The organism is Symbiopectobacterium sp. (assembly GCF_047692315.1).
Lineage (GTDB): Bacteria > Pseudomonadota > Gammaproteobacteria > Enterobacterales > Enterobacteriaceae > Symbiopectobacterium.
Genome location: NZ_JBLLJS010000024.1, coordinates 158,239 through 185,100, shown reverse-complemented (window position 1 = coordinate 185,100; position 26,862 = coordinate 158,239). Strand labels below are relative to the sequence as shown.

The window sequence follows — 26,862 nt, the reverse complement described above, 5'->3', positions numbered from 1 at the left end:
CTCCCTTACGCTATCGCCTTATTTATTGGATTTATAATCATAAGTATAGTAGTGATAATTACCATATCCATAATAACTGGCTGCACGTTTAACAATGGCGTTAAGAATTACACCTTTAATCTCAGCACCATTTTGCTCAAAGCGGCGAATGCTCACTTCAATTTCTTTTACGGTGTTCATTTCAAAGCGCGCGACAAGCAGTGAAGTGCCAGCATGGCGGCTAATAATAGCCGCGTCCGTCACCGCCAAAATGGGAGGCGTATCTAGCAGCACTAAATCATAATCCTCTGCCGTCCACTTAATAAATTCAGCAAAACGGCTGTGCATTAGCAATTCAGAAGGATTAGGAGGCACCTGACCGCGCGGGATAAAATCCATACCTTCCATATGCGTCTTGCGCACAGCATCCTTTGCTTGTATCTGTCCTGAAAGAATATCGGAAAGGCCATTGTTGCTTTGCACCCCCATCAACTCATGGGCATAACCTTTGCGCATATCACAGTCAACAATTAGCACACGCTGACCTGCTTGTGAAATTACCGCCCCCCAGGTTAGCACTGATAAAGGTTTTACCAATAGAGGGGCTCGCACCCGAAATCATCAGCACATTGTTTTTTGCTTCCATCATCGCGAAGTGAAGGCTGGTGCGCAGACTGCGAATGGCTTCAACAGCCAAGTCGGCAGGGTTACCTATCGCAAGCAACTCCGTAGAGCGAGTATTACTTTTTTACCTTTTGCTAGCAATGCGTTATCTTTTTTCTGCTGCCATTCAGAAAGCGGCACACTGGCATAAACGTTAATCCCTAACTCTTCCAGTTGCTCAGGGCTTTCAATGCCTTTATGCAACAAAGTTTTCAGAATGACAAATGCAGTGGATACCATTCCGCCTAAAATCATTGCTAATAGCACAATCAATGCTTTTTTTGGTTTCACTGGCTTAGGCTGAACAACTGCCTTATCGATAATACGGACGTTGCCTACGGTGCTGGCTTTATTAATGCTCAGTTCCTGTTGTCTATTCAGCAGTTGCATATACACTTCTTGCCCTGCCTGAACATCGCGAGTTAAGCGCAGAATCTCCTGCTGGGTTTTCGGCATAGCCCCAACACGTTTATTGAGCTTGTCACGTTCTTGCTGCAACGTTTTGCGCTTTTCCATCAACGCACGATAGGCTGGGTGTTCACGGGTGTAGCGTTTGGAGATCTCTGCTTCTTTAAAGGTCAATTCATTAAGCTGAGACTCAACAGACACCATAGTATCTAAAACTGCTTTTGCTTCCAACGAGAGATCAACAGAGTCATTCTGTTGTCGGAAGGTATTTAATTTATTTTCTGCATCATTCAGTTGACCACGAACATTCGGTAATTGTTCTTTTAAAAACTCAAGGCTGCGCCCTGTTTCTTCTGATTTTCGTTCTACGTTCTGCTGCAAATAGTTTTGGCTGATGCTGTTTAAAATCTTGGTTGTTAGCATAGGGTCGGTGCCCTCAAGGCTTAAACCTAAAACCCCAGTATCCTTACCCTTATCGGCAACGGTAAAATCATCTAATAGGTTATTAATTGCCGTTAATGGGTTAAGTTTTCTTAAGCGAAAAACTGTACCGTTCTCAGCTTGAATATCACTCACCAAGAGATTAATACCGTTATGGCTCTCAACCTGCCCAACTTTACCGGAAAAAGAAACAGTGTCTCCCCCCCCGTTAAGGTGTAATTCTCTTTATCGATCACTTTCAGCGTCAGCGGCTCATCCTGCCAACTGTCGGGCACATCAAGACGCGAGACGGCAATTTGGCCTGGCTCAGCATCCATTAAACGCGCAATACCGCGTCCGACGATTGGGAAATACTTCTGACGCACATCAATATCTAACGCCAGATCGTTAATGGTTTTCCCGATTACCATGCGCGATTCAATCAACTCAATTTCTGCAGCAGACTGCGGTTTAGCATCCGGCAGCATGCTGGAGAAATCTTTCAGCAGTGAGTCGCCACCGCTTTGCTCCACCTGAATCAATGCATCCGCTTTATAAATCGGTGTGGCGAGCATGGCATACATAATACCAACAATGGTAAACAGCGCCGCCACACCAATAATTAACCAACGATTATCTAGCAGAGTTCCAAGCAATCGCCCCAAATCAATCTCATCTGAACGATCAATTTCAGATGTTTTCACTGAATTTTTCTCTGCCATCGGTTTCTCTGAGAATTATCGATTTAAAGCCTGCGCCCATTTTTGGGCCGACTGCTCAAGTTGCAAATACACAAATTCAAAAGCCTCGCGACTTTTGCGGTAAGGGTCAGCGATTTCGCGCTGGTTCAGCCAGTGGCCAAACAGCATGGTTTTGCCACGTACTTCCGGTGCCATGCGCCCCACGGCATCAATGTGGCCTTTTTCCATCACCAAAATCAGGTCATATTCTCTGCACAGAGATTTGGTGAGCTGCTGGGCTGAGTGCCCCTCCAGCGAAAGGCCGTGCGCACTGGCCACGTCACTGGCGGTGTCGTCCGCAGCGTGCTCCACTAACGCGCCCAACCCTGCAGAGGCGATTCTTTTGTTCGGCAATAGCTGTTTTAATAACCGCTTCCCGGTCGGGGAGCGGCAGATGTTGCCTACACATACCACTAAAATGGAATCAAACATGACGTTCTTCGAGGATTAATGAAAGGTTACGGCCAGGTACGAATACGCAACGCGCCTTCGGTCAGGTCATTAAAGCCGGAGATGGTCAGCACCAGCTGTGAGACAACGCGGTTCCAACGCACAATCGGTGCGGTAGTCACATACACCGCATCATAAGGCTGTAACTGGAACTCGGTACCCATCACCAGAGCTGTCGCGTCTGCGGTGTTAAGCTGATAGATATCGGCCAGTTTCGGGCCTTGTGCGCCGCGCAACGGGCGGATAACAAACACACCGGTTGCATCAGACATCGCCTGATCCATCCCTTCCGCATTGCCGAGCGCTTCGGTGAGCGTCATGCCACTGCGGTCCATTTTTAGCGTGCTTTGCTTTTTCACTTCCCCCATCACAAACACCTTCAGGCCATCGTTGCGTGGCACATAAAGGATATCGCTAGGGTAAAGAAGCTGGTTCTGAGAGAGGTCGCCGTTTTGCATCAGCGCCTGGAGGGAAATGCGTTTTTCCTGGCCGTTGTGGGTCAGCACCACGTTGCGCCAGTCGGCGTTTTCTGTCAGCCCACCAGCTTTGTTGATGGCATCCAGTATAGTTAACGGCACATTGGTAACCGCCTGCTGGCCGGATGTCGCCACTTCGCCAGAGACATACACCTTTTGCGAGCGGAATGCGGCAATACTCACTTCAACCTGCGGAGACTCAATAATTGCGCCAGGCGGCTCATGATCTCATCGCGTACCTGGGTGACGGTTTTACCCGCAACCGTCACTTTGCCTCTTTGCCTATATAGGGGTAGAAGATAGTACCGTCAGAGTGGACCCAGTTGCCGGTATCTGCGGCAGTACGGTAGGTGCCCGCCGGAGTCGTCAACTCAGGGTGATCCCACACGGTAATCATCAGCACGTCGCCCACACCAATACGATACTCATAACCTTGGAGTTCACGATCCAAAGCCGCATTATTCTGAGCCACCAGCGGTTTTGCGCGCATTTTCTCAATCAGGTAGGGCGTCATCGGGTAAACGTTGACCAGTTTACTGATGTTAAAATCTGCATCCTGCTGTTTTATCACTTCTTTGCCGCTGGTCGTCAAATGCTAACCAGGAAAAATGGTACAACCGCTCAGCAACACGGCAGATGCCATCAACGGTATCACTTTTCTTTTGTAAGCTATCATCCTGTTTATGCCATCACTTTTAATAAGTTATAAGTCGCCGCCGATCCTCTTCCTCTATCATAGAGAATTCGGGTGCTATTGATTCCATGAGTTACGGCTGTAAAAACGGGTAATTTACTTGTTCAGTGGCGTTTGGCCCACTTTGCTGTGCAAATGCCCTGACTGGCCGCTACGACGGCGAGTCCACGTCAGCAAGCGCCACACCCGGATAATTGACCAGAAATAGCCGACGAATGCCAGTAAAAACAGGCTAAGCATAACAGACTCTCTGATTCCTGCACGCTCGCCAATAATTCCTACCAGCGCAAACATAAAAGCCACACCAACAATGGCTAACAGGGTTTGGCGAGGCCCCAGCCCCGCACGCAGTAAAATATGATGAAGATGCTCGCGATCGGGCTTGAAGGGGCTGTCGCCACGGCGAATACGGCGCGTCATAATGGTTACCATATCCATCAAAGGCACTGCGATAAACCATAATGCGGTCACCGGGCGGATTACGGCGTCATGCCCTTGCGTGGCGACAATCAACAACCAGATAACGGTAAAGCCAATTAAGGTGCTGCCGGCATCGCCCATAAAGACTTTAAATTTTTGTCCCCAAGGGATACCAAGATTGAGAAGAATATAAGGAATGGATGCGGCCAACAGGCACAAACTCCACTGCGCCAGTTCATGCTCACCATCCAGATAAAACATCACAGACAGTGCACCAAAGGTTACGCAAGAGAGTGCACCCAGCAAGCCATCAATGCCATCGACCATGTTGAAAGTATTGATAGCTCCCCAGACGGCGAGCAGAGTCACCGCGTAGCCCGCCCAGCCCAGCACCAGTTCATAACCAAACAGAATGTTGCCCAGGCTCGCAAGATGCAGCCCGGAATACATCATGAGGCTAGCCACCAGCGCTTGCAGGAAGATACGGGGCATAACAGGGAGATCAAAGCGGTCATCCAGCACGCCAACGAAAAGTAATGCGCTGGCGCAGACCATATAGAGGGAAAAATCAGGTAGCCATTCAGAATGAAGGGCATAGAGGATCCAGAGCGCAAGATAAATAGAAACACCGCCCACCAGAGGAATATGCCCGTGGTGTTTTTTACGCGAGTTCGGTTTATCGACTAACCCTACTTTTATTGCCATTTTTCTTGCCAGAAAAAGCGCAATAAAAGCGCTTATGAAGATAACCGTAATTTCTTGCATTTTTGCACCATCATCAACCGTGAAGTTACTTCGCACCAGGCACGCTACCGCCCTTGGCTTATAGCCGCCAACGTGCTGTTAAAATACGGAATACCGTCCGTGGACCACATTATGATTCCTGGGTACCTATTTATTTTTACGGACTAGTCAAGCAAAAAAAACCGCGAAACCTTCAGAAAACGACCCGATAGTGCCGCGCAAGCCACTATAGTATGGAGCACATTTCACTATGTACAGGAAGTTCTTGGATTTACAAAGATTTTCAGATTAGGCCTATCCCGCGCAACAAAACCGCAATAACCTCAAGAAATCACATGTCTTTTTATGTTTGAGTGTTTTTTGAACAAAACGGTATTATTTAATAATTCCTTACAAACGCTAACACTCTTGCCAGCCACTAGATATCGTTTTTTTGAAATTTAGCGATTTTAAATCAGTAAGTTACAATGAAAATGGTTGTAAATAAAGTAATTATGTTTGTAATTATTTTATGGCAATGTTGCCAGACAGGTAATATCCCTACAAATGCTGGTTCATCGCGGGCTGCGCTGCTAACCTATATCGGTTCTGGTTGATACAGGTGAAAAAATTTATATGGAGTGGATCGAAGATCCCACTATCTGGGCCGGTTTGGCAACGCTTGTGGTGTTGGAACTGGTGTTAGGTATCGATAACCTTGTCTTTATTGCCATTCTGGCGGAAAAACTCCCCGAAAAACTCAGAGATTGTGCCCGCGTCGTTGGCTTGTCACTTGCACTGTTGATGCGTCTGGTACTGCTTGCCTCCATGTCCTGGCTGGTCTCGCTCACTACCCCACTCTTTACCCTGTTTCAGCAGCCGTTTAGCGCGCGCGATATCATCATGGTGGTGGGTGGTCTGTTTCTGCTGTTTAAGGCCACCGTTGAGCTTAATGAGCGGCTGGAAGGCAAAGATCAAGAGCAACATACGCAGCGCAAAGGGGAACGCTTTTGGGCTGTCGTGACACAGATTGTTATTCTGGATGCCATCTTTTCACTCGACTCGGTAATCACTGCCGTCGGCATGACAGACCACCTGCTGGTGATGATGTCTGCCGCGACCATTGCCATCGGGTTAATGCTGCTTGCCAGCAAACCGCTAACCCGGTTTGTTAGCGCCCACCCCACTATTGTGATCCTTTGCCTCAGCTTTTTGTTGATGATCGGCTTTAGTCTGGTCGCAGATGGTTTTGGCTACCATATACCCAAGGGCTACCTCTATGCGGCGATTGGTTTCTCAGTATTGATCGAGGTGCTTAATCAGGTCGCGCAGTTTAACCGCCGCCGTTTCCTCACCTCCGATGTACCGTTGCGCCAGCGCACTGCCGATGTGATCCTGAAAATTCTGCGCGGAGAGCATGAAGATGCAGAATTGAATAACCAAACGTCGGATATGATTGGCGACAACGCACAAAGCGGTAACACGGTGTTCAACCGTCAGGAACGGCGCATGATCGAGCGCGTGCTAGGCATGGGGCAACGTAGCGTGAACAGTATCATGACATCGCGCCACGACATCACTGCCGTTGAGCTTCAGTCTTCACAAGATGCTCTGGCAACGCTGCTGGAAAAAAGCCCCCACACCCGGCTGGTGGTGATGGATAGCCCCACCTCCGATGAACCGGTGGGCATCGTGCACGTGGCCTCATTGTTGCAACAACAGTTGCGCCATGAGCCGCTCGATCTGCATAAGTTGGTGCGCCAACCGCTGGTGTTTCCTGAGCAGATCTCTTTGCTGCAAGCTCTGGAGCAGTTTAGAGCGGCTAAAACCCATTTCGCTTTTGTGGTGGATGAATTTGGTTCGGTGGAAGGTATTGTTACGCTGAGCGATGTGATGGAAACCATTGCCGGTAACCTGCCGGTAGAGGGAGAAGATGTCGATGCGCGCCACGACATTCAGCAAAACGAAGATGGAAGCTGGATTGCCAACGGCTACACGCCGCTGGAAGATCTCGCCATGTACATTCCCCTTACGCTGGATGAAAAACGCGAGTACTACACGCTGGCCGGATTAATGATGGAGTATTCACAACGGGTGCCGCAGGAGGGTGATGAGCTCACCATCGATGGTTATCGCTTCAAGATAGTAAGCATGGAGAGCCACCGCATTGTCAAAGTGGCAATCACTCAGGAACACACGCCTGAGCAGGATTATGAAGTGTAAAAAATTCCAGTGACAATTTGCACATAAATCATTACGCAGCACTGGAGTATCCCCCACCAAACACAGTGAGGGATGCCTGTTTACATCACGTCGGAATCAAAATTTCTGTAGCAACCACCACCACAATCAGCCCGACCAACACCGGTACTGACGTGCGTTTTACCACTTCAAACGGGGGAGACTTTCGCCATCCCGGCCACTGCAACCACCACACCGGAGACAGGAGAAATGGTTCTGCCGAGGTTAGAGGCTTGCAACATCGGGATTGCCAAATAAGCCGGGTTGATACCCATCTGCGAAGCCAGCTTGGGGATCAGTTCAACAAACGCATAGAACGGCGCGTTGCCAGAACCGGTAGTCATTGCCGCCAGCATGGTGATCACGACCAGCACCAGCATGATAAGCAATGCACCGCTGCCGAAAGATTGCACCAGCCTAATCAAACCGCTGATAAAGCCGATGGTACTCAACCCCTGTGCAAACACACCCTCTGCCACTAACAGCACAACCACGCTGGAGAATGCCTCAGCCATGCCTTTATAAGCCACATCAAGACCGGCATAAATGGTTTTGGCATTAAAGAAACGCAGAAACTCGCACACCGCAGCCAGCAACATGCAAATCACCAGAATGGTGATAATATGCAGGTTCCGGCCCCCACTTGCCATCAAAAATCAGTACGCCGATGATTGGCGTGAACGGCAATATGGCGTACACGCGTGGCGCATTGGTTTCAATGTCTTTCGCCTCAACCATTTCGTGGCTGATGTTCTCTTTTCGGTCGATATAGCGCTGCCAGAAGAAGTGCGCGATAGCCATACATACAATGGCGGCAATAGAAATCGGCAGCGTCACCTTAAAGGCAAAGTCCACCAGTTTCATCTGCGACGCTTGTGCGGCCAGCACCACATCGCCAGACGTCGGCGACAGGATCAATGCCGCCGGCGAAGCGCAGATAGCGGCTGCCGCGCCACGGCTAATGCCAACGTTCACCATGACCGGGAATAGGGTTGCCATCAGCAGCACCCCCAGCCCCGTTGCCGATGACACAGCCAGTGACATCAGGCAGGCAACGAAATACGCGGCAATCATCAGTAAATAAGGCGAATTGATCACTTTCAGCGGGCGTGAGACCAGTTTTACTACAACGTCATTGGAACCAATATGCGTCATGTAGGCGGCAAAACCACACAGAACCATGATCATCATGCCGAGATCGCCACCGCAGCTCATCAGCAGAATTTTGACGTACTCAACAATATCCGTTAAGCCCCACCCGGTGGATTTGGCGCTAGCGGGCAGCACGCTTTTCCCCATCGCTACGCTGATCAGCAACAGCAACAATCCGCCCGCCAGCAGCACGCCGCTCGCGGAATAGCCTTTGCGGAATAGCCTTTAATGATGTAACGGCCCACCAGCACCGTCACAATGACACCTATAAGGAGTTCGATCATGATGTTTCTCTGTAGAAAGTGAACGTAAACAAGCGCCTGACAGGCAGACATCAGATAACGCTCTGGTATAAGAAAACGCGATAAAAGCAGGGGAGTTTACTGATTTGTAGAAAAACTACAAATGGCAAAGATCAAAGAAGTAAAGTTTATTTTGGGAAACGAGAGAAGTTTAATAAACTGAAACTTTCCGTATTAAAAGAAAAAAACCATTTAGCACAGCGTTACAGCGATAACCCCCGGCATTTTTGCCTCATCGCAAAGAATGCCGGGGGCAAAAACGGAATCAAAGCTTATCAAGAAATTGCTTCAGCCCTTTGCCCGTCTGGCTTTGCTGATTTTTATCTGCCCAATCATTAAGCCGCTTTTTCATCTCATCTTGCAGGCGTTTACGCAGCATCTGGTCAACTTGCAGTTGATAGCTCAGGTTGTTGATCGGCCCGTAAATACGCAGTGGCACGCTGGTGGATTTTAAAATTTCCACCAATTGCTCATTCCCACGCCAACCATCGGTGATACGCACGTTAAAGTTCATATCGCATTGCTGAGCGGGAAGATCAAACTGGCTGGTGCCGGTTAGCCTCAACAGGGCGGATTCGCCAGCGATATCACTCACCCGCAGTTTGCCTGCATTAAGATCGGCATTACCTGTTAATCGTGTAATTTCGGTGTAGCGATCATAGCGCTCCAACGCCTGCACATTGCTGTTGTTACGCACCACGGCCAACTGAATCATTTGCTGAATATTCACACCCTGGAAGCGCAGATTTTCCACGCTCAACGCCGCATTGCCGCGCCACTGGCGCATCAATGCATCCTGGGAGAATTCATCGCCGCCAAGCTGTCCCTTTAACGAGAGTTTGCCACTGACTGTTTGCGGCAACGCAAATGCAGCCGTCAGCGGCTCAACCTCCACATTTTCAATAACCGGTTGCAGGGCGATTTTCGGCGTTGCATTCACATCCATTTTTCCGCTCAGAGCGATACGCCCGCCGTTAAGTTCGCTCTGCAAGGTAGTAAGGGTCAATACGCCTGCCCGATTGGCGGCGTTGAGATTCACATGACTGAATGTCAGACCACGGTAGATAAGCGTATCCGCCTGCAAAGCCAACTGAGCGCTGAACGATTGCCATAAGACATCTCCTTCACTTGGCCCGCGCTCCGACGATACCACTGGCGTCGCGGTTTTGATTACCGCAGGAGTAGCACTCTGCGTTTGCGCTTTTGGTGCAATGCCCAGCAGCGCATCAAGGTTTAACCGCGCGGCTTTGATGTCCAGCATATAGTCTGGGCGGTCACCCAGCGTCGCCGAGGCATTTCCGCTCAGTTGGCTGTCATTCGCCGCCAGCGTGAACTGGCTTACCGTGACTTTTTTGGGTTGTGCATTGCCAGAAGCCGGTTGATAGCTGGCTTGCAGGCTACCACTGCCGCTGATGCCACCGGAGGGAATGCCGGCACCTTGAAGCTGATATTGCAATTGTTCGATGCTGGCACTGATTTGCTGCGGATAGTGCTGCATATCCAGATTGGCCTGGAGCGAAACGGCAAGGTCGCGTTGATCGCGATTAATACGACTGCTCAGTTCCAGTTCCAGTTGCCGATCGCTGCTCTGTTCCAGCGTGAGGTTGATATCGCGCACGTTAAGCTGTTCGTCGTCGCCCCGTTGCACAATCAACAGGCTATCCACGATTTTCAGTTGATTGATAGCAAGCTGCCAGCTACGCGTCTCTTCCGGCGTGGAAGAACCGGCCGGGGCAATAGGCGCATTGCTGGAGCGCGGTGCTTCGCTCTCGGGCGTTAGGCGCACCACCGCGCCCTTGAGCATTACCTGCTTCACTTCCAGACGATGTGACAACAGCGGCCAGAGTTTGACATCCAGCCGCATGTTTTCCGCACTGACAATCGGCAATGAGGCACCCGGTGCGGCTAACGACATGCCGCCGGAAAGAATGCTTAGCTGTGGCCAAACGTGCCAGCGTAAATCCCCGTCCAACTGCAAACGGTATCCGCTGCGGGCTTCGACCTGACTCACCATGTAGGCGCGAAAATCGTTGGGATTCACCAGCATGACCAGCGCCGTCATACCGACAGCCAGCACCACAAGCAGAATCGCCAGCATCGTCAACACTCTTTTCATGCCATTCTCCCAACAATCAGTGCAACGGCATTATGCACTGGCGATCAATCCTTATCGATTCGGCTCGCCACAGCGCCCTGCTGATCTTTGTATTTGGCATCTTCACGACGGTTGTAAGGGCGTGCAGCCGGGCCAGAGAGCGGTTCAAAACTCAGCGCACCGATAATCATGCCAGGACGTAATGCCAACGGTAGCTTACCTGAATTATAGAACTCCAGCACAATTCTACCCCGCCAACCGGGATCGATACGATGTGCAGTAACGTGAACCATTAATCCTAAACGCGCCAGCGAAGAGCGGCCATCCAGCCATCCCACCAGATCGTCTGGCAGCGTCACGGATTCCAGCATCACCGCCAACGCCAGCTCGCCAGGATGCAGGAAAAACGCCTCGCCTTCCGGTAAATTAATCTCATCGCTCATCACGCGATCAAGTGCCGCACTGACTTCGTCTTTCGGGCCGCTTAAATCGATAAATGCGGCTGTGTGGCCACTAAAAACGCGAAACTGATTCCCCAGCCGTACATCAACCGTCGCGCCGTTAATTCTTTCCACGGGAGGACGGGGCGTGATAACCAAGTGTCCATTGTCTAAGGCGCTTTCTATGTCACGATCGCACAGTCTCATTTTGTTCCCTTTTCACGTTTAAGCCGTCACCGGTGAATTATTCAAAAAACTGACTTATTTTAGCTTTCAGAATATCAATCGCAATACGGTTTTTACCACCGCGTGGCACGATGATATCCGCATCTTGCTTAGACGGTTCAATAAATTGCAAAAACATCGGGCGTACCGTTTTTTGGTATTGCTCCATCACCGAGTCCATGGAGCGACCGCGTTCATTAACATCACGGCGCATACGACGCAGCAAACAGATATCCAGCGGGGTATCGACAAAAATGGAAAAATTGAGCTCGGCGCGCAAACGCACTTCCGTCAGCAGCAAAATCCCTTCCAGAATGATCACTTTCTTCGGCAGTAAGTGTACCGTCTCTTTTTTACGGGTATGCTCAACGTAACTGTATTGTGGCAACTCTATCGCCTGGCCGGCCTTCAGCATTTTCAGATGCGTTAACAGCAGGTCATGGTCCATGGCATTGGGGTGGTCATAGTTGGTTTTCACCCGCTCTTCCATGCTCAGATGGCTTTGATCTTTATAATAACTGTCTTCCGGGATAACCCCGATATGCTCATCCCCCACCTGATCGCGCAGTTCGCGATAGAGCGTACTGGAAATAAGACTCTTGCCAGAAGCGGATGCTCCAGCAATTCCGATGATGACACACTGGTGAGACGTCGCAGCCATGACAATAAATGACCTGATTGTTCAAAAAATTGGGGGAAACGTCGCAGGGCGCAGTAACGAATAAATTAATGGTAACGAGTGAATTATAGGGAGTTAAGGAAGGCAGCGCCAGCCCTAGTCACGGTCATTTCCGGTTTACAAAAGGATCGGTGAACGTGCGCACGCTGTCTCAACACAGCAAGAGATGACGGAAAGTGAAAGCGGGGTAAAGGGAGGCTTTATGTGGCTTGCTTGTTTCCCGCCACCAAGCGTTATCAACGGCAACGAGGCGCTTTTTTTGCCACAGAGAATTATTAAGGCTGGATTGCCCACAGCATTACCAGCCAACAGGCCTACCGCAATCGGTGCTGTTATCTACACATCCTCCTCGATCGCGGACATGTTCCATACGCAGATCTCTTCTATACGATCCATCACTTACCAACCGAATATATTGGTCTATCGACATGCATGGCTGGCCTTTTATCCTGATGTGCATCGTAGTTATAAGGCGCACATGACAAGAGAGTGGCAGTCGGCAGTGTCAAAACCAGCCATTGCAAAAATTTTGTCATCGTTCTATCACCCAATACATGTGAATTTACAGGCTGGAAAACTAACATAGGTATAGCACGCGAGATACCCGAAGAGAGCCTTAATTGCCGTTTCGTTTAGATGCCCTGACAGATTTTCGCCCCGACTACGCAAGCGCTTATGCCAGGGAGATCGCCGTTCGACGCGAGAATCCGTCAGGCGCGCATGCATGGTTAGTCGCAGGCAGTTCCCGCCTGCGCGGGAACCCCTTAAACAGGGCACAAAACCTGTCACACCGCGCGGAACGAAATCTCGGTTGGGATAACTTCACCCTGCCAGTAAAGCTGCGCGGCAACTTGCCCGGCCAGTTCACGATAGAGTGAGGTAAACTCGCTATCCGGCTTGCTGGCAACGGTAGGCTCACCGCGATCGAGGTCTTCACGCAAAGAGATATGCAACGGCAACTGCCCCAGCAGAGCACAGTTATATTTCTCTGCCAGTTTCTGCGCGCCGCCTGTGCCAAAAATCGGCTCCAAGTGCCCGCAGTGGCTGCAAATGTGAACACTCATGTTCTCAACGATACCCAGCACCGGCACGCTGACTTTCTCAAACATGACGATCCCTTTCATGGCATCCATCAACGCGATGTCCTGCGGCGTGGTGACGACTACTGCGCCCGTCACCGGTACATTTTGCGCCAGCGTCAATTGGATATCCCCGGTACCCGGCGGCATATCCAGTACCAGATAATCGAGATCCGGCCAGAGCGTATCCTGCAACAACTGCAATAGCGCTTTACTCGCCATTGGGCCGCGCCACACCATGGCATTGTCATCCGTCACCAGATAGCCGATAGAGTTGGTCGCCAGGCCATAGGCTATGATCGGTGCCATATGCTGACCATCGGGCGAGGTCGGACGCTCGCTGGCGGTACCCAGCATGGTCGGAATTGACGGACCATAGATGTCGGCATCGAGAATACCGACCGTTGCCCCCTCCGCAGCCAGCGCCAGTGCCATGTTCACCGCTGTGCTGGATTTCCCCACGCCGCCCTTACCAGAGCTGACAGCGATGATGTTTTTCACCCCTTTGACGCCCGCCTGATTATTAACGTGGCGGGCGATACTGTGCGTCAGACGCCATTCCACATCCTTGGCGCCGGTTAAACGCATCAACTCAGGGCTGACCGTCTCTTTCAATACTTCCAGACCGCTCAACCAGGCAAACGGCATCACCAGTTCAATGCGCAGCACATCATCAAGCAAGGCGCAATAATGCAATGCATTGAGCGTCGTCAGGTTATTTTTCAGCGTCAGGTGCTTGAAAGTGGATAAAACACCGGTAACCAGTGCCTTCAGCGTATCGGGAGTTTGCTCAGGGATTCGTGCGTTCATCCCGGCTCCTTATCGTTCTCATTATTTTGTTGAAAAACAGCCCTAGCATAACAGAATGCCCCGCCCCGATCGTTGACCTCAGCGAAAAAATCGGCCCGACTGCTGTGCAGGCGCAGTGAACGCGGCATTGCCTGTACTTGAAAAGGGTTTTCCGCTTACAGCGGTTTACGCCGCAAGGGGCTATCGGTTAACATCGGGATTCCCTCTCATCATCATGAAAGAAAGTCCCCCACTATGACTCAAGTCGCTAAGAAAATATTGGTAACCTGCGCGTTGCCTTATGCTAACGGATCAATCCACCTCGGCCACATGCTGGAGCATATCCAGGCTGATATTTGGGTCCGTTATCAGCGAATGCGCGGTCACCAGGTTCACTTTATCTGTGCGGATGACGCCCACGGTACGCCGATCATGCTGAAAGCGCAGCAGATGGGCGTGGCGCCGGAGCAGATGATTGCGGACGTGAGTCAGGAACATCAGCGGGATTTCGCTGGCTTTCAGATTAGCTACGACAATTATCACTCCACCCACAGTGAAGAGAACCAGGAGCTGTCTAGTTTAATCTACCGTCGTTTGAAAGAGAATAGTTTTATCAAAAACCGCACCATTTCTCAACTCTACGATCCGGAAAAAGGCATGTTCCTGCCAGACCGTTTCGTAAAAGGCACCTGCCCGAAATGTAAAGCGGCCGATCAGTATGGTGACAACTGCGAAGTGTGCGGCGCTACCTACAGCCCGACAGAACTGATCGATCCGAAATCGGCGGTGTCTGGCGCAACCCCGGAGATGCGTGATTCAGAGCACTTCTTCTTCGATTTGCCCGCATTCAGCGAAATGCTGCAAGCCTGGACTCGTTCCGGCGCGTTGCAGGAGCAGGTCGCCAACAAGATGCAAGAGTGGTTTGATGCCGGCCTGCAACAGTGGGATATCACCCGCGATGCGCCTTACTTCGGGTTTGAAGTACCGGACGCGCCGGGCAAATATTTCTACGTCTGGCTGGATGCGCCTATCGGTTATATGGGGTCGTTTAAAAACCTGTGTGACAAACGTGGCGATATCGACTTTGATGAATTCTGGCGCAAAGAGAGCAGCGCAGAGCTGTACCATTTCATCGGTAAAGACATCGTCTATTTCCACAGCCTGTTCTGGCCTGCCATGCTGGAAGGCAGTGGTTTCCGTAAGCCGACCAACCTGTTTGTACACGGCTACGTGACGGTAAACGGTGCCAAGATGTCCAAATCTCGCGGCACTTTTATCAAGGCCGAGACCTATCTGCAACACCTGGATGCCGATTGCCTGCGCTATTACTACGCCGCCAAACTCTCATCACGCATTATTGATGATATCGACCTTAATCTGGAAGACTTCGTACAGCGCGTGAACGCCGATATCGTCAACAAAGTGGTTAACCTCGCGTCACGCAACGCTGGATTTATCAATAAGCGTTTCGGCGGCAAGCTGGCAGAAACGCTGGCCGATCCCGAGCTTTATGTCACCTTCGCCAATGCGGCAGACAGCATTGCAGACGCCTACGCAAGCCGCGAATCAGGCAAAGCCATCCGTGAAATCATGGCGCTGGCGGATATCGCCAACCGCTATGTGGATGAACAAGCCCCGTGGGTGGTGGCGAAAGAAGAAGGCCGTGATGCTGACTTGCAGGCCATCTGCTCCATGGGCATCAACTTGTTCCGCGTACTGATGACCTACCTGAAACCAGTATTGCCATCGCTGGCTGAGCGCGCCGAGGCGTTCCTCAACACCACGCTGGCATGGGACGCGCTAGCGCAACCGCTGTTGGGTCACGAAGTGAAACCGTTCAAAGCGTTGTTCAACCGTATCGATCTCGACAAGGTCAATGCCATGGTTGACGCCTCGAAAGAGGACATGAGCGCCAAGAAAGTGGTAACCGGCCCGCTGGCTGACGATTCGATTCAGGACACCATCACCTTTGATGATTTTGCCAAAGTGGATATGCGCATTGCGCTGATCAAACAGGCAGATTTTGTGGATGGCTCCGACAAGCTGCTGCGCCTGACGCTGGATCTCGGTGGTGAAACTCGCCAGATTTTCTCCGGCATCCGCACCGCTTACCCTGATCCGAAAGCGCTGGAAGGCCGCTTGACCATCATGGTCGCCAACCTGGCCCCGCGCAAAATGCGCTTCGGTGTATCGGAAGGCATGGTGATGGCCGCAGGCCCCGGCGGCAAGGAAATCTTCTTGCTCAGCCCAGACAGCGGAGCACAACCGGGTATGCAAGTGAAATAATCTGTTAAGCCGCCTCCGAGCGGCTTTTTTATCGTCCTATTTTTACCTCAATACATCTCACAGACGTAACATCTCCCTCTCTTTTTTGTTGCCCGATTGTATTTTTTTATACGGCGTTTTTTTTGCTGTTTTGCCTATTTTTGCAGCTAAAAAACAACCGCCAGATTACAAAACTGAAACCAAACGTTATATAAAACATTATATATAGCCATAAAAACATCCCCTTAAAGGAGTAAAAAGGTGTTTTAAATACTTAAATTTTGATTTCGCGCAAACCCCCTATCGTGAGTGTTGTTAAATCGCCTGCAACAAAAAATAAACAAACCATCACCTAGGGAAACTAATGCAAATCAATAGAAGAGGTTTCTTTAAAGTTTGTGCAGGGGGTATGGCTGGCACCACCCTCGCCGCACTGGGCTTTGCCCCCACGGAAGCAATGGCACTGGGCGGCAGCTGAACCGCCAGCAGAAGCGCTGCACGATGGGAAAATTCTCGGCAAATTGCTGATGCGTCTGCGTGAGCTGTATCGCGAAGAAGGCGGCGTATGCCCTGAGCCGTTGATGAACATCAACTGGAACTATCAGGACCCGGAAGACCCAACGCCGGAAGAGATCGCTCGCGAAGGTAACGGTATGGCGCTGGCCGATGTTTATGACGACAAAGGCACGCTGATTCTGAAAAAAGGCCAGCAGTTGGCTGACTTCTCACGGCTGCGCGACGATGGTACCACCGCCAGCTTCTGCTGGATTTATGCTGGTAGCCGGACGGAAAAAAGCAACCAGATGGCTAACCGAGACAACAGCGACGCCGGGCTGGGCCTGGTGCTGGCCGCAAAACCGCCGCATCCTGTACAACCGCGCCTCCGCTGACTTGCAAGGGAAACCCTGGGACAGCAAGCGCAAGCTGCTGGAGTGGAACGGCCAGAAATGGCAAGGCATTGATGTGCCGGATTTTGCGGCCACCGTACCGCCGGGCAAAGACACCATGCCGTTCATCATGTTGCCGGAAGGCGTGGCGCGTCTGTTCTCGATGGACAAACTGGTCGATGGTCCGTTCCCGGAACACTACAAACCGATTGAAACGCCGCTCGACACCAACCCGCTGCATCCGTCCGTGGTTTCCAGCCCGGCGGCGCGGCCGTTTGCCCGCGATGCCAAAACCATGGGTAAGGCAAGCGACTTCCCGTATGTCGCTACCACCTATTCCATTACCGGGCTGTTCCGCCACTGGACCAAGCATGCGCACATTAACGCCATTATCCAACCCGAGCAGTTCGTGGAAATTGGCGAAAACCTGGCGCAGAGCAAAGGGAGCAAGGCAGGGGATGAGGTGAAGGTTTCCTGTCAGCGCGGCTACATTAAAGCCAAAGCGGTGGTCACCAAACGTATCAAGACCTTGACCATCGCCGGCAAAGCGATAGAGACAGTCGGGATACCTTGCCACTGGGGCTTTGAGGGCACCACTCGCAAAGGCTTCCTGGCAAATATCCTCACGCCCAGCGTCGGTGACGCCAACTCGCAAACGCCAGAATTCAAGGCGTTTTTGGTGAATGTGGAAAAGGTGTAAGGTAGTGCGCTATGTCAATGCAATCTCAAGATATTATCCAACGTTCGGCTACCAGTAGCCTTACACCGCCACCGCACGTGAGAAACGACAAAAGCGACAAACTGATTGACGTCACCACCTGTATCGGCTGTAAAGCCTGTCAGGCGGCCTGCTCCGAATGGAACGATATCCGTGATGAAGTGGGTCATAACCACGGGGTGTACGACAACCCAATGGATCTGAGCGCCAAATCATGGGCAGTGATGCGCTTTTCCGAAGTGGAAAGTGCCGATCGTCTGGAGTGGCTGATCCGTAAAGATGGCTGTATGCACTGTAGCGATCCGGGTTGTTTGAAGGCGTGCCCGTCTGCGGGCGCCATCATTCAGTACGCGAACGGTATTGTTGACTTCCAGTCTGAGCACTGCATCGGCTGCGGTTACTGCATCGCTGGCTGCCCGTTCAACATTCCGCGTCTCAATAAAGACGATAACCGGGTGTACAAATGTACCCTGTGTGTGGATCGCGTTAGCACCGGTCAGGAACCTGCCTGTGTGAAAACCTGCCCGACCGGCGCTATTCATTTCGGCACCAAGGAAGAGATGAAACTGCTGGCTGAAGAGCGGATCACACATCTGAAAAAACGCGGTTATGACAACGCGGGCCTGTACGATCCGCAAGGCGTCGGCGGCACTCACGTCATGTACGTGCTGCACCATGCAGATAAACCGTCGCTCTATAACAATCTGCCCGATAACCCGCAGATCTCCACACCGGTCAATTTGTGGAAAGGCATCCTCAAGCCGCTGGCAACGCTCGGCTTTGTCGCCACCTTCGCCGGTTTGATTTTCCACTATGTTGGCGTTGGGCCAAACACGGAAGAGACAGAGCATGACCACGACGAGGAGGAGAAGCAATGAGCAAGCAGAAAATGATTGTGCGCACCAAGTTCGTTGACCGCATCTGTCACTGGATTGTAGTGATCAGCTTCTTCCTGGTGGCGCTTTCCGGCATCGCACTGTTTTTCCCGACGCTGCAATGGTTAACGCAGACCTTCGGTACGCCCCAGATGGGGCGCATCATGCACCCGTTCTTCGGTATTCTGATCGTGATTTGTCTGGTGCCGATGTTCTTCCGTTTTGTGAGCCACAACATTCCAAAACGCCGCGAAATTCCCTGGTTCCTGCATATCGTTGAGGTACTAAAAGGCAACGAGCATAACGTATCGGATGTGGGCAAATACAACTCGGGCCAGAAGCTGATGTTCTGGAGCATCATGGGCTTAACGCTGGTGTTGCTGATTACTGGCATCAGCCTTACTTTGCTCACCTGTTCCCGATCGATATCGTGCGTTACGCCATTCTGGTTCACGCGGCGGCAGCTATCGTGTTGATCCACGCCATCCTGATTCATATGTATATGGCGTTCTGGGTGCGTGGTTCTATCAAGGGCATGATCGAAGGCAAAGTGTCTGCCAAGTGGGCGCGTAAGCACCACCCGCGTTGGGCGCATCAGGTGCTTAACGAAGAAGAAGAGAAGAAGTAAATATCAATTCCCAGCGATACGCCGGGGATGTCCTTTTGTGGTTCCCGCACTGTGCGCGGGAACCCAGTCAGGCTCAATCAAGCGCCAGCACACTCACCCACATCGGCCCCTGCCCTACGGCATAGCGCGCCAACGGTTGCAGCTTTCCGCTTTCCTGATCGATACGATACACCTCAATGTGCTGTGACTTCTGCCCGGCAGAAATCACAAACTCACCACTATGATCGATGTTGAAACCGCGCGGCTGCGTCTCAGTCGGTTGATGCCCGACCAGCGATAAGGTGCTGCCATCTTCTGATACCTGGAAAATACTCAACAGGCTGGCGGTACGATCGCTGCAATAGAGGAAACGACCATTATGCGTTAAATGAATGTCAGCGGCCCAGCGGGTATCGGCAAAGCCCTGCGGCATGGCATCTAGTGACTGCACGGTACGCGCTTTACCCTCCAGCCCATGCAGCTCAATCACATCAACCGTGCTGTTCAATTCATTCACACAGTAAGCAAAGCGCTGATTTGGATGGAAATCTATATACCTCGGCCCTGCGCCTTCCACCGCGCGTAGCTCTGCTTGCGCCGCAACGGACAGCTTGCCCTCGGCAGAAACGTCATACAACCGGATGCGATCTTCCTTCAAACATGGAGCCCACAGCACCCTGTTTTGAGGATCGATATCGCTGGAGTGGCAGCCTGACAGACCATCCAACTGCTGAATCGGCTCACCCACGATGCCTTCGGCATCAATCGGACTGACGCTCAGGGTTTCACCACTGTAGGATGCACTGAACAGGAAACGCCCCTGACGGTCTGTGGAAAAATGCGTTGGACTTCCCGGCAACGAAGCAGAACCCACCTGCGTCAGCAGACCTTGCGCATCAATACGGTAACTGATGGCCGAGAAAGACGGGCGCACGCCAACGTAAAGATGTTGTTTATTGGGCGCAATAACCATCGGCTGCACCTGCCCCGGCGCATCCACAACCTGTAACAGCGTGAGCTGCCCCGAGGACGCCAACTGCCAGACGTGAATCTGTTGGCTTTCCGGACTGGCAATATAGACCACTTGCTGCATGCTTTTCTCCTTGGTTTGTCGCATTTTGCGCCATGACACTTAGGGTGTAACATTATGGGCATTAACGCAATTCTAGACTCTCTTAATAGGGCCTCTATGACGTATCGTATCATTGCTCTTGATTTGGACGGCACTTTGCTTGACCGGCAAAAGAAAATTTTACCGGAATCCCTCACTGCGCTGGCGCTGGCACGCCAACAGGGCGCCAAGGTGGTGATCGTTACCGGACGGCATCATTCCGCCATTCATCCGTTCTATCAGGCATTGGATCTGGATACGCCGGCCATTTGCTGTAATGGCACCTATCTGTACAATTATCAGAAAAAGCCGACATCGCAAGCCAATCCGTTGACGGCAGCCCAGGCTAAAAGCGTACTGACTTTATTAGGCGAGTACGGCATTCACAGTCTGATGTACGCCGATGACGGCATGCTGTATCAGGAGCCGACCGGCCATGTGGTCCGTACTCAGGCATGGGGCGAAACGCTGCCACCACACCAGCGCCCCACGTTCCTGCACGTTGACAGCCTGTTGAACGCCGCCGATCAGGTGCAAAACATCTGGAAATTCGCCCTTTCGCACACGGATACGCAGGCGTTAGACAACTTTGCCAATCGGGTCATGAATGAGTTTGGCTTAACCTGCGAGTGGTCCTGGCAGGATCAGGTTGACGTGGCGCTGAGCGGAAATAACAAGGGCAAACTGCTGCGTGAGTGGGTCCACCCCTCAGGGCTATGCCATGAGCGATGTGCTGGATTTTGGCGATAACTTTAATGATATCAGTATGCTGGAAGCCACCGGGCTAGGCGTTGCCATGGGCAACAGCGATGATGCCGTTAAAGCGCACGCCGATCTGGTTATCGGCCACAATGAAGAGCCTTCCATTGCGCAGTTGATCCGCCAGCGCGTGTTCCCCGGCGCAAGCTGGGGAGTGATTGCCGCTAGGTTAAACGTAACCCGACAAAAAAACACGCTACGCCGTTATTGACACACTCTTGATCTGTGCATAAAGCCACATATCCGCGCGCAGTCTCAAGTCATCGCGCGCCCAGGGTGAAATCCGCGCCCACAGGATCTGCCCGCCAACCGACAGTTTCACTTCAACCTGTTCATCAACGTCGATGCACTCCAACACTTTGGCAGGTAACACGTTACGAATACTGCTCGCCGTTGACGGCTGCAACACCAAAGAGACATCTACGGCATTGACGCGAATGCGCAGCGGCGTTTTCAACGGCATAGAAACGCGATTCACCCACAGACGCTGTTCGCCCAGCGACAGCGCCGTCATGGCGTAGCGTTCATGCTGTTCCATCATTTTCACGTTGAGAATGCTGCTTTGCCCATCACTCGGCAACCAGGGACGCATCGCACTGCTCGCCCAGACCTCTTCCAGCTTGCCTTCTGCCTTAACTTTGCCCTTATCCAGTACCACGACCCTGTCCGCCAGCCGCACAATCTCTTCCATACTGTGGCTGACGTACAGGATAGGAATGTTGACATCTTTTGCCAGCGTTTCCAGATAAGGCAATAGCTCACGTTTGCGCGGCAGATCGAGCGATGCCAGCGGCTCATCCATCAACAGCAGTTCCGGTGCAGTCAGCAAGGCACGGCCGATCGCCACTCGCTGCTTTTCGCCGCCAGAGAGGGTCAACGGTAGCCGATTTAACAGCGCTTCAATGCCCAATAATGCAACAATGGCATCAAACTGCGACTTCATGGAAGGTGCCATGCCATAGCGCAAGTTGCCTTGCACACGATAATGCGGAAAAAGCCGCGCATCCTGAAAAACATAACCCACATGGCGTTTTTCAGGCGGCAAGTAGATGCGTTTTTCCGCATCCATTAGCACGCGATCGTTGAGCACTATACGGCCAGACTGCGGACGCGTAAGGCCAACCACCGCATTGATCAGCGACGTCTTCCCTGCGCCGGAAACGCCAAACACCGCAGAAATGCCCGAAGCAGGCAATCGGGTATCCACACGCAAATCAAGATCGCCGAGGCGTTGATGAAAATTAAGCTCCAGCATTACACCCCCAACCGTTTGCGGCCCCAGCGGGTTAACCACTCAGAGAGCAGCAACGACGCCATCGAGAGCAAAATGGCAATCACACACAGGCGTGCCGCATCAGCTTCTGCGCCTGGGGTTTGAATCAGTGTGTACATCGCCGACGGGATGGTACGCGTTTCCCCCGGGATATTGGACACAAACGTAATGGTCGCACCAAACTCTCCCAGAGAACGGGCAAACGCTAATACAGTGCCAGCCACAATGCCGGGAAATGAAAGTGGCAACGTAATCGTGAAGAAGACACGCCAGGGATTTGCGCCCAGCGTTCGAGCGGCGAGCTCCAGCCGCGTATCTACCGCTTCCAGCGCCAGGCGAATCGCGCGCACCATCAGTGGAAACGCGATCACGGCGGACGCTAACGCGGCACCGCGCCAGCTGAAGCTGAGGCCGAACCATTCATAAAGCCACTGGCCGATAATGCCCCTTCTGCCCATCCCGATCAGCAACAAATAGCCAATCACCACGGGTGGCAATACCAGTGGCAAATGAATGATGCTGTCCAGCAAAGACTTCCCAGGAAAACGGCAGCGTACCAACACCCATGCCGCCAGGATCCCTAGCGGCATGCTGAATATTACAGCGGTGATGGAAATTTTAATACTGAGTTCAATGGCTTGCCATTCGTAATCCGTGAGTATCATCCGCGCGGAGTGAAACCGTAGCGTTTGAAAACATCCGTAGCGGCAGGCGTTTTCAGATACTCATAGAAACCGGTAACCGTCGCGTTGTTATGATCTTTGATGATAGCCATCGGATATTCGACCGGCTTGTGGTTCTCTTTCGGGAAAATACTGACCACTTTTACCTTGTTGCTGGCAACCGCGTCAGAACCATAAACAATACCTAAAGGCGCTTCTTCACGTTCTACCAGCGCCATTGCGGAGCGCACATCGTTGGCGCGCGCCATCACCGGAGAGAGGTCGTCCCAGGCTTTCAGATTTTGCAGCGCTTCTTTGGCGTAGATCCCGGCAGGCACATGGTCCGGATCGCCAACCGCCAGATGGCCCCCTTTCAGCAGGCTCTTCCAGTCCGTTTTATCTGTGATGGCAAAATGTTTCACATCGTTAGACTTGGGAGCAATCACCACCAGCGCATTGCCCAGCAGTGTGTAACGGGTCGCAGTATCCGTCAGCTTTTTATCCTGAGCGTAGTCCATCCATTGCTGATCAGCAGAGATGAACAGATCCGCAGGCGCACCTTGTTCAATCTGGCGCGCCAGCGTTGAAGAAGAAGCAAAAGAGGAAACGATATCGACGCTTTTCTCTTTCTTATATTGGGCGGCAATTTCCTGTAGCGCATTGGTGAGTGAAGCGGCGGCAAACACGGTAATTTTTTGTTCTGCAGCAACGGCTGGCATCGCCAACGTTGCACTCAGGGTTAATGCGACACCCCATTTCATCCATTGCTGTTTCATCGGTCTCTCCCAAGAGTAATTACATCAGGACGTTATCGTTGTATTCAGAATAATATAACGATAAATCCCGCATTGTCATGCACTTTTGCTCGCATAATCCGAAGAGAGTACATACAAAAAAATAATGCCCGGTCAAAAAGACCGGGCATCAAAAAAGGATGAAACACAGCGGGGTTACTTTCTTAGCGTACCTTCATCGGCATGGCCAATACGGGAAAAAACGTTAAACACTTCGCCTAAACCGTAGATAGCGCCCAGGATGATCGCCATCATCACAGGAACCATGGCAACTGCAAACAGCAGGCTTTTGAGCAATTCCAACATGCTTACCTCACTTATCGGTAACGGTCCGCTTTTCAATACACGCGATATCCATCGCGAATCTCAACGTACCGCAACGAAAAATCATTACGGGTGATGATGAATGGTGTACCGTAACTGTAAGAATTAATGCAACCATTTGTGCGGTTTGCCCACACTGCCCAAACACGCGACAATAGCGCTGCGCCGAACGTTACCCACGTTCGGTTTTGTCTTTTTTTAATCTCCCTGGACCGTGACCATGCAAGCTGAAATCCTCCTGACACTCAAATTACAACAACGTCTTTTTGCCGATCCACGGCGCATTGAGCTGATCAAACAGATTCGTCACACCGGTTCAATCAGCCAAGGAGCCAAACTCGCAGGTATTAGCTACAAAAGCGCCTGGGATGCCATTAACGAAATGAATCAACTGGCTGAGCAGACCATTGTAGAACGCATGACCGGCGGCAAAGGGGGCGGCGGTGCTACGCTGACTCGCTACGGCGAGCGTTTAATTCAACTCTATGATTTACTGGCGCAAATACAGCAAAAGGCCTTTGACGTGCTGCAAGACGATAACTTGCCATTAGACAGCTTATTGGCCGCCATCGCCCGTTTTTCACTGCAAACCAGCGCGCGCAACCAATTCTTTGGTACCGTTCAAGCACGCAGTCTGGATGCTGTGCAGCAGCACCTGAACGTCCTGCTGGCAGATGGGAAAACGGCGGTGAACGTGTTGCTGACGCAGCAAAGTGCAGAGCGATTGGGGCTTGATGAGGGCAAAGAAGTGCTGGTATTGATTAAAGCGCCCTGGATTGCGGTATACGACACCGCAGCAGCCCGACCTCAATCAGATAACGAGCTGACTGGCACGGTGTCGCATCTGGAAGCAGGACAAGAGAGCAGCGAAGTGTTGATCGCACTGGCAAGCGGCGAAACGTTATGCTCCACAGTGCCAAACGTGCAAATTGAACAACAAAAACTGCGCGTAGGAATGGCAGTGACAGCCTGCTTTAATGCCGACCGCGCGATTGTCGCTACTTTGTGCTAACGCCTGAACGTTCACTACCGGAATCGCCACAGGAACGGCTTGACAACAACAGCAATGCCCTTTATTTCTGAGTGTATTACTTGCTAAAAAAGAGATAAAGAATGTCGTTGTTGCAAATTTTGCAAGGTGTTTTTCGCATAAATGACACACGTGTTTTGCGCCTTGATACCTTGACGCTGGAAGGAAAATCGCAGTGGGCCTTTGTGGGAGCCAATGGCAGCGGGAAATCTGCGCTGGCGCGCGCATTATCGGGTGAACTCCCTTTGCTGGAAGACTCGCGAAACTGCGATTTTCCCCGTGTTGCCCGTCTGTCATTCGAGCAGTTGCAACAACTGGTCACGCAAGAGTGGCAGCGCAACAATACCGATATGCTCAGCGCCGATGAAGACGATACCGGGCGTACCACCGCCGAAGTGATTCAGGATGAGGTTCAGGATCCCATCCGTTGCGCCACGCTGGCGCCGCTGTCTTGGCATCACTCCCCTGCTCTCGCGCCGTTTTAAATACCTTTCTACCGGTGAAACACGTAAGGTCATGCTGTGCCAGGCGCTGATGCCCAAGCCCGACCTACTGATTCTGGACGAACCTTTTGATGGCCTCGACGTTGCCTCCCGCGCTCAGTTGGCCGCACATCTGGCTGAGTTGGCGCAGCGCGGCTACACGCTGGCGATCATCGTTAACCGCTTTGATGATATCTCTGAATTTATAAACCATGTGGGCATTCTGGCCGATTGTACCCTGACGCGCACCGGCGCGCGTGCAGACGTATTGGCCGATGCGCTGATCGCCCAGCTCGCGTTCAGCGAAACACTGTCTGGCACGGCACTTCCGGCTCCGGAAGACCCGCTGCATACGCCTACGCTGCCGACCGATCAAGCTCGTATCATCCTGAGAGATGGCGTGGTGCAATATAACGATCGCCCGATACTGCATCACCTCAATTGGGAAGTGTTACCCCGTCAGCATTGGCAAATCGTCGGCCCGAACGGTACCGGTAAATCCACGCTGCTGAGCCTAATCACCGGCGATCACCCGCAAGGATACAGTAATGATTTAACGCTGTTTGGTCGCCGCCGCGGCAGTGGCGAAACCATTTGGGATATCAAGCGGCATATAGGTTACGTCAGCAGCAGCCTGCATTTGGAATATCGCATCAGCGTTAGTGTGCACCATGCCATCACATCAGGCTTTTTCGACTCGATCGGCATTTATCAGCGGTATCCGATCGTCAGCGTTTCTTAACGCAGCAATGGCTTGAACTGCTGGGCTTGACATCACAAGCCGATTCCCCGTTCCACGCATTGTCCTGGGGGCAGCAGCGTCTGGTACTGATTGCGCGCGCGCTGGTTAAACACCCGGCACTGTTAATTCTTGATGAACCCTTGCAAGGGTTAGACCCCCTTAACCGGCAGTTAGTGCGCCGCTGGTTGGATGTCTTGATCGGTGAAGGTGAAACGCAGCTGCTGTTTGTTTCCCACCACGCAGAAGACGCGCCAGAGTGCATCACCCACCGCCTCACCTTTGTGGCGCAAGGCGATATTTATGGGTACCAGTTTGAAACGCTGACGAGTAACGCGAAATAAAAAGCAAATAATAAAGG

At 51.8% G+C, this 26,862-nt stretch carries 16 protein-coding genes and 7 pseudogenes; 9 read left to right on the top strand and 14 right to left on the bottom strand.

Annotation, left to right across the window (positions count from 1 at the left end):
- Positions 1-18: 18 nt before the first annotated feature.
- The 4 genes and pseudogenes from wzc to wecA all read right to left on the bottom strand — a co-directional run bounded on the left by wzc (position 19) and on the right by wecA (position 5,015).
- A pseudogene (gene wzc, locus ACMZI0_RS15410) lies at positions 19-2,192 on the bottom strand (tyrosine-protein kinase Wzc).
- Between the two features lie 15 nt (positions 2,193-2,207).
- The gene (locus tag ACMZI0_RS15405; protein ID WP_415673605.1) at positions 2,208-2,642 is read right to left on the bottom strand and encodes a protein tyrosine phosphatase; all 435 of its coding nucleotides are present in this window, start codon (positions 2,640-2,642) and stop codon (positions 2,208-2,210) included.
- A 26-nt stretch (positions 2,643-2,668) separates the two neighbouring features.
- Positions 2,669-3,812: pseudogene (locus ACMZI0_RS15400) on the bottom strand (polysaccharide export protein).
- A gap of 114 nt (positions 3,813-3,926) precedes the next feature.
- Entirely contained in the window at positions 3,927-5,015 is a 1,089-nt protein-coding gene (wecA, locus tag ACMZI0_RS15395; protein ID WP_415673604.1) for a UDP-N-acetylglucosamine--undecaprenyl-phosphate N-acetylglucosaminephosphotransferase, read from the bottom strand.
- 594 nt (positions 5,016-5,609) lie between these two features.
- Between wecA and ACMZI0_RS15390 the strand changes: the two genes are divergently transcribed.
- Positions 5,610-7,196, top strand: coding sequence for a TerC family protein (locus ACMZI0_RS15390; RefSeq protein ID WP_415673603.1), 1,587 nt, complete (start codon positions 5,610-5,612; stop codon positions 7,194-7,196).
- Positions 7,197-7,281: 85 nt separating this feature from the next.
- On the opposite strand, the pseudogene dcuC reads toward ACMZI0_RS15390, so the two are convergent.
- The 4 genes and pseudogenes from dcuC to udk all read right to left on the bottom strand — a co-directional run bounded on the left by dcuC (position 7,282) and on the right by udk (position 12,089).
- Positions 7,282-8,650, bottom strand: a pseudogene (dcuC, locus tag ACMZI0_RS15385) (anaerobic C4-dicarboxylate transporter DcuC).
- Between the two features lie 283 nt (positions 8,651-8,933).
- Positions 8,934-10,784, bottom strand: a complete 1,851-nt coding sequence (asmA, locus tag ACMZI0_RS15380) for an outer membrane assembly protein AsmA (protein ID WP_415673602.1) — start codon at positions 10,782-10,784, stop codon at positions 8,934-8,936.
- 44 nt (positions 10,785-10,828) lie between these two features.
- Positions 10,829-11,410, bottom strand: coding sequence for a dCTP deaminase (gene dcd, locus ACMZI0_RS15375; RefSeq protein WP_415673601.1), 582 nt, complete (start codon positions 11,408-11,410; stop codon positions 10,829-10,831).
- Between the two features lie 37 nt (positions 11,411-11,447).
- Positions 11,448-12,089: a uridine kinase gene (udk, locus tag ACMZI0_RS15370; protein WP_415673600.1), complete on the bottom strand. Its 642-nt coding sequence runs from the start codon at positions 12,087-12,089 to the stop codon at positions 11,448-11,450.
- Between the two features lie 184 nt (positions 12,090-12,273).
- On the opposite strand from udk, the gene ACMZI0_RS15365 reads away from it, so the two are divergent.
- Entirely contained in the window at positions 12,274-12,693 is a 420-nt protein-coding gene (locus ACMZI0_RS15365) for a hypothetical protein (protein WP_415673599.1), read from the top strand.
- A 199-nt stretch (positions 12,694-12,892) separates the two neighbouring features.
- On the opposite strand, the gene apbC is transcribed toward ACMZI0_RS15365, so the two are convergent.
- Positions 12,893-13,996 carry an iron-sulfur cluster carrier protein ApbC gene (apbC, locus tag ACMZI0_RS15360; RefSeq protein ID WP_415673598.1) on the bottom strand — a complete coding sequence of 368 codons (1,104 nt, stop codon included), beginning with the start codon at positions 13,994-13,996 and terminating at the stop codon, positions 12,893-12,895.
- A gap of 234 nt (positions 13,997-14,230) precedes the next feature.
- Here apbC and metG point away from each other — a divergent pair, with 234 nt between their 5' ends.
- The 4 genes and pseudogenes from metG (at position 14,231) to fdnI (ending at position 19,348) form a co-directional block, all read left to right on the top strand.
- A complete protein-coding gene (gene metG / locus ACMZI0_RS15355) occupies positions 14,231-16,261 on the top strand; it encodes a methionine--tRNA ligase (protein WP_415673597.1) in 2,031 nt (676 codons plus the stop codon).
- A 434-nt stretch (positions 16,262-16,695) separates the two neighbouring features.
- Positions 16,696-17,827, top strand: a pseudogene (locus ACMZI0_RS15350) (molybdopterin dinucleotide binding domain-containing protein); the annotation flags it as partial.
- An 11-nt stretch (positions 17,828-17,838) separates the two neighbouring features.
- Positions 17,839-18,723 carry a formate dehydrogenase subunit beta gene (gene fdxH, locus ACMZI0_RS15345; protein WP_415673596.1) on the top strand — a complete coding sequence of 295 codons (885 nt, stop codon included), beginning with the start codon at positions 17,839-17,841 and terminating at the stop codon, positions 18,721-18,723.
- Positions 18,720-19,348, top strand: a pseudogene (gene fdnI / locus ACMZI0_RS15340) (formate dehydrogenase-N subunit gamma). The gene fdxH and the pseudogene fdnI overlap by 4 nt, the downstream one beginning before the upstream one ends.
- A gap of 73 nt (positions 19,349-19,421) precedes the next feature.
- Here fdnI and pgl read toward each other — a convergent pair.
- Positions 19,422-20,420, bottom strand: a complete 999-nt coding sequence (gene pgl, locus ACMZI0_RS15335) for a 6-phosphogluconolactonase (protein ID WP_415673595.1) — start codon at positions 20,418-20,420, stop codon at positions 19,422-19,424.
- Positions 20,421-20,516: 96 nt separating this feature from the next.
- On the opposite strand from pgl, the pseudogene ACMZI0_RS15330 reads away from it, so the two are divergent.
- Positions 20,517-21,330 (top strand): annotated as a pseudogene (locus ACMZI0_RS15330) (pyridoxal phosphatase); the annotation flags it as partial.
- 63 nt (positions 21,331-21,393) lie between these two features.
- On the opposite strand, the gene modC reads toward ACMZI0_RS15330, so the two are convergent.
- The 4 genes from modC to ACMZI0_RS15310 all read right to left on the bottom strand — a co-directional run bounded on the left by modC (position 21,394) and on the right by ACMZI0_RS15310 (position 24,232).
- A complete protein-coding gene (gene modC, locus ACMZI0_RS15325; protein ID WP_415673594.1) occupies positions 21,394-22,452 on the bottom strand; it encodes a molybdenum ABC transporter ATP-binding protein ModC in 1,059 nt (352 codons plus the stop codon).
- Complete coding sequence (modB, locus tag ACMZI0_RS15320; RefSeq protein ID WP_415673593.1) at positions 22,452-23,135, bottom strand: molybdate ABC transporter permease subunit; 684 nt, start codon at positions 23,133-23,135, stop codon at positions 22,452-22,454. Before modB ends, modC begins: the two co-directional genes overlap by 1 nt.
- Entirely contained in the window at positions 23,132-23,908 is a 777-nt protein-coding gene (gene modA, locus ACMZI0_RS15315) for a molybdate ABC transporter substrate-binding protein (RefSeq protein ID WP_415673592.1), read from the bottom strand. The genes modB and modA overlap by 4 nt, the downstream gene beginning before the upstream one ends.
- Positions 23,909-24,082: 174 nt before the next feature.
- Positions 24,083-24,232 (bottom strand): AcrZ family multidrug efflux pump-associated protein, encoded by a 150-nt coding sequence (locus ACMZI0_RS15310; RefSeq protein WP_415673591.1) that lies wholly within the window; start codon positions 24,230-24,232, stop codon positions 24,083-24,085.
- A 238-nt stretch (positions 24,233-24,470) separates the two neighbouring features.
- Between ACMZI0_RS15310 and modE the strand changes: the two genes are divergently transcribed.
- Entirely contained in the window at positions 24,471-25,262 is a 792-nt protein-coding gene (gene modE / locus ACMZI0_RS15305; RefSeq protein WP_415673590.1) for a molybdenum-dependent transcriptional regulator, read from the top strand.
- 101 nt (positions 25,263-25,363) lie between these two features.
- Positions 25,364-26,845: pseudogene (gene modF, locus ACMZI0_RS15300) on the top strand (molybdate ABC transporter ATP-binding protein ModF).
- The last annotated feature ends 17 nt before the right edge of the window (positions 26,846-26,862 follow it).

Bases quoted from the DNA above. Each gene is read 5' to 3' on its own strand.
- dcd (WP_415673601.1), bottom strand. From the start codon at position 11,410: ATGAGACTGTGCGATCGTGACATAGAAAGCGCCTTAGACAATGGACAC.
- ACMZI0_RS15310 (WP_415673591.1), bottom strand. From the start codon at position 24,232: ATGTTGGAATTGCTCAAAAGCCTGCTGTTTGCAGTTGCCATGGTTCCT.
- ACMZI0_RS15405 (WP_415673605.1), bottom strand. From the start codon at position 2,642: ATGTTTGATTCCATTTTAGTGGTATGTGTAGGCAACATCTGCCGCTCC.
- asmA (WP_415673602.1), bottom strand. From the start codon at position 10,784: ATGAAAAGAGTGTTGACGATGCTGGCGATTCTGCTTGTGGTGCTGGCT.
- fdxH (WP_415673596.1), top strand. From the start codon at position 17,839: ATGTCAATGCAATCTCAAGATATTATCCAACGTTCGGCTACCAGTAGC.
- modE (WP_415673590.1), top strand. From the start codon at position 24,471: ATGCAAGCTGAAATCCTCCTGACACTCAAATTACAACAACGTCTTTTT.
- pgl (WP_415673595.1), bottom strand. From the start codon at position 20,420: ATGCAGCAAGTGGTCTATATTGCCAGTCCGGAAAGCCAACAGATTCAC.
- modB (WP_415673593.1), bottom strand. From the start codon at position 23,135: ATGATACTCACGGATTACGAATGGCAAGCCATTGAACTCAGTATTAAA.
- apbC (WP_415673598.1), bottom strand. From the start codon at position 13,996: ATGAACGCACGAATCCCTGAGCAAACTCCCGATACGCTGAAGGCACTG.
- ACMZI0_RS15365 (WP_415673599.1), top strand. From the start codon at position 12,274: ATGACGGAAAGTGAAAGCGGGGTAAAGGGAGGCTTTATGTGGCTTGCT.
- modA (WP_415673592.1), bottom strand. From the start codon at position 23,908: ATGAAACAGCAATGGATGAAATGGGGTGTCGCATTAACCCTGAGTGCA.
- ACMZI0_RS15390 (WP_415673603.1), top strand. From the start codon at position 5,610: ATGGAGTGGATCGAAGATCCCACTATCTGGGCCGGTTTGGCAACGCTT.
- wecA (WP_415673604.1), bottom strand. From the start codon at position 5,015: ATGCAAGAAATTACGGTTATCTTCATAAGCGCTTTTATTGCGCTTTTT.
- modC (WP_415673594.1), bottom strand. From the start codon at position 22,452: ATGCTGGAGCTTAATTTTCATCAACGCCTCGGCGATCTTGATTTGCGT.
- metG (WP_415673597.1), top strand. From the start codon at position 14,231: ATGACTCAAGTCGCTAAGAAAATATTGGTAACCTGCGCGTTGCCTTAT.
- udk (WP_415673600.1), bottom strand. From the start codon at position 12,089: ATGGCTGCGACGTCTCACCAGTGTGTCATCATCGGAATTGCTGGAGCA.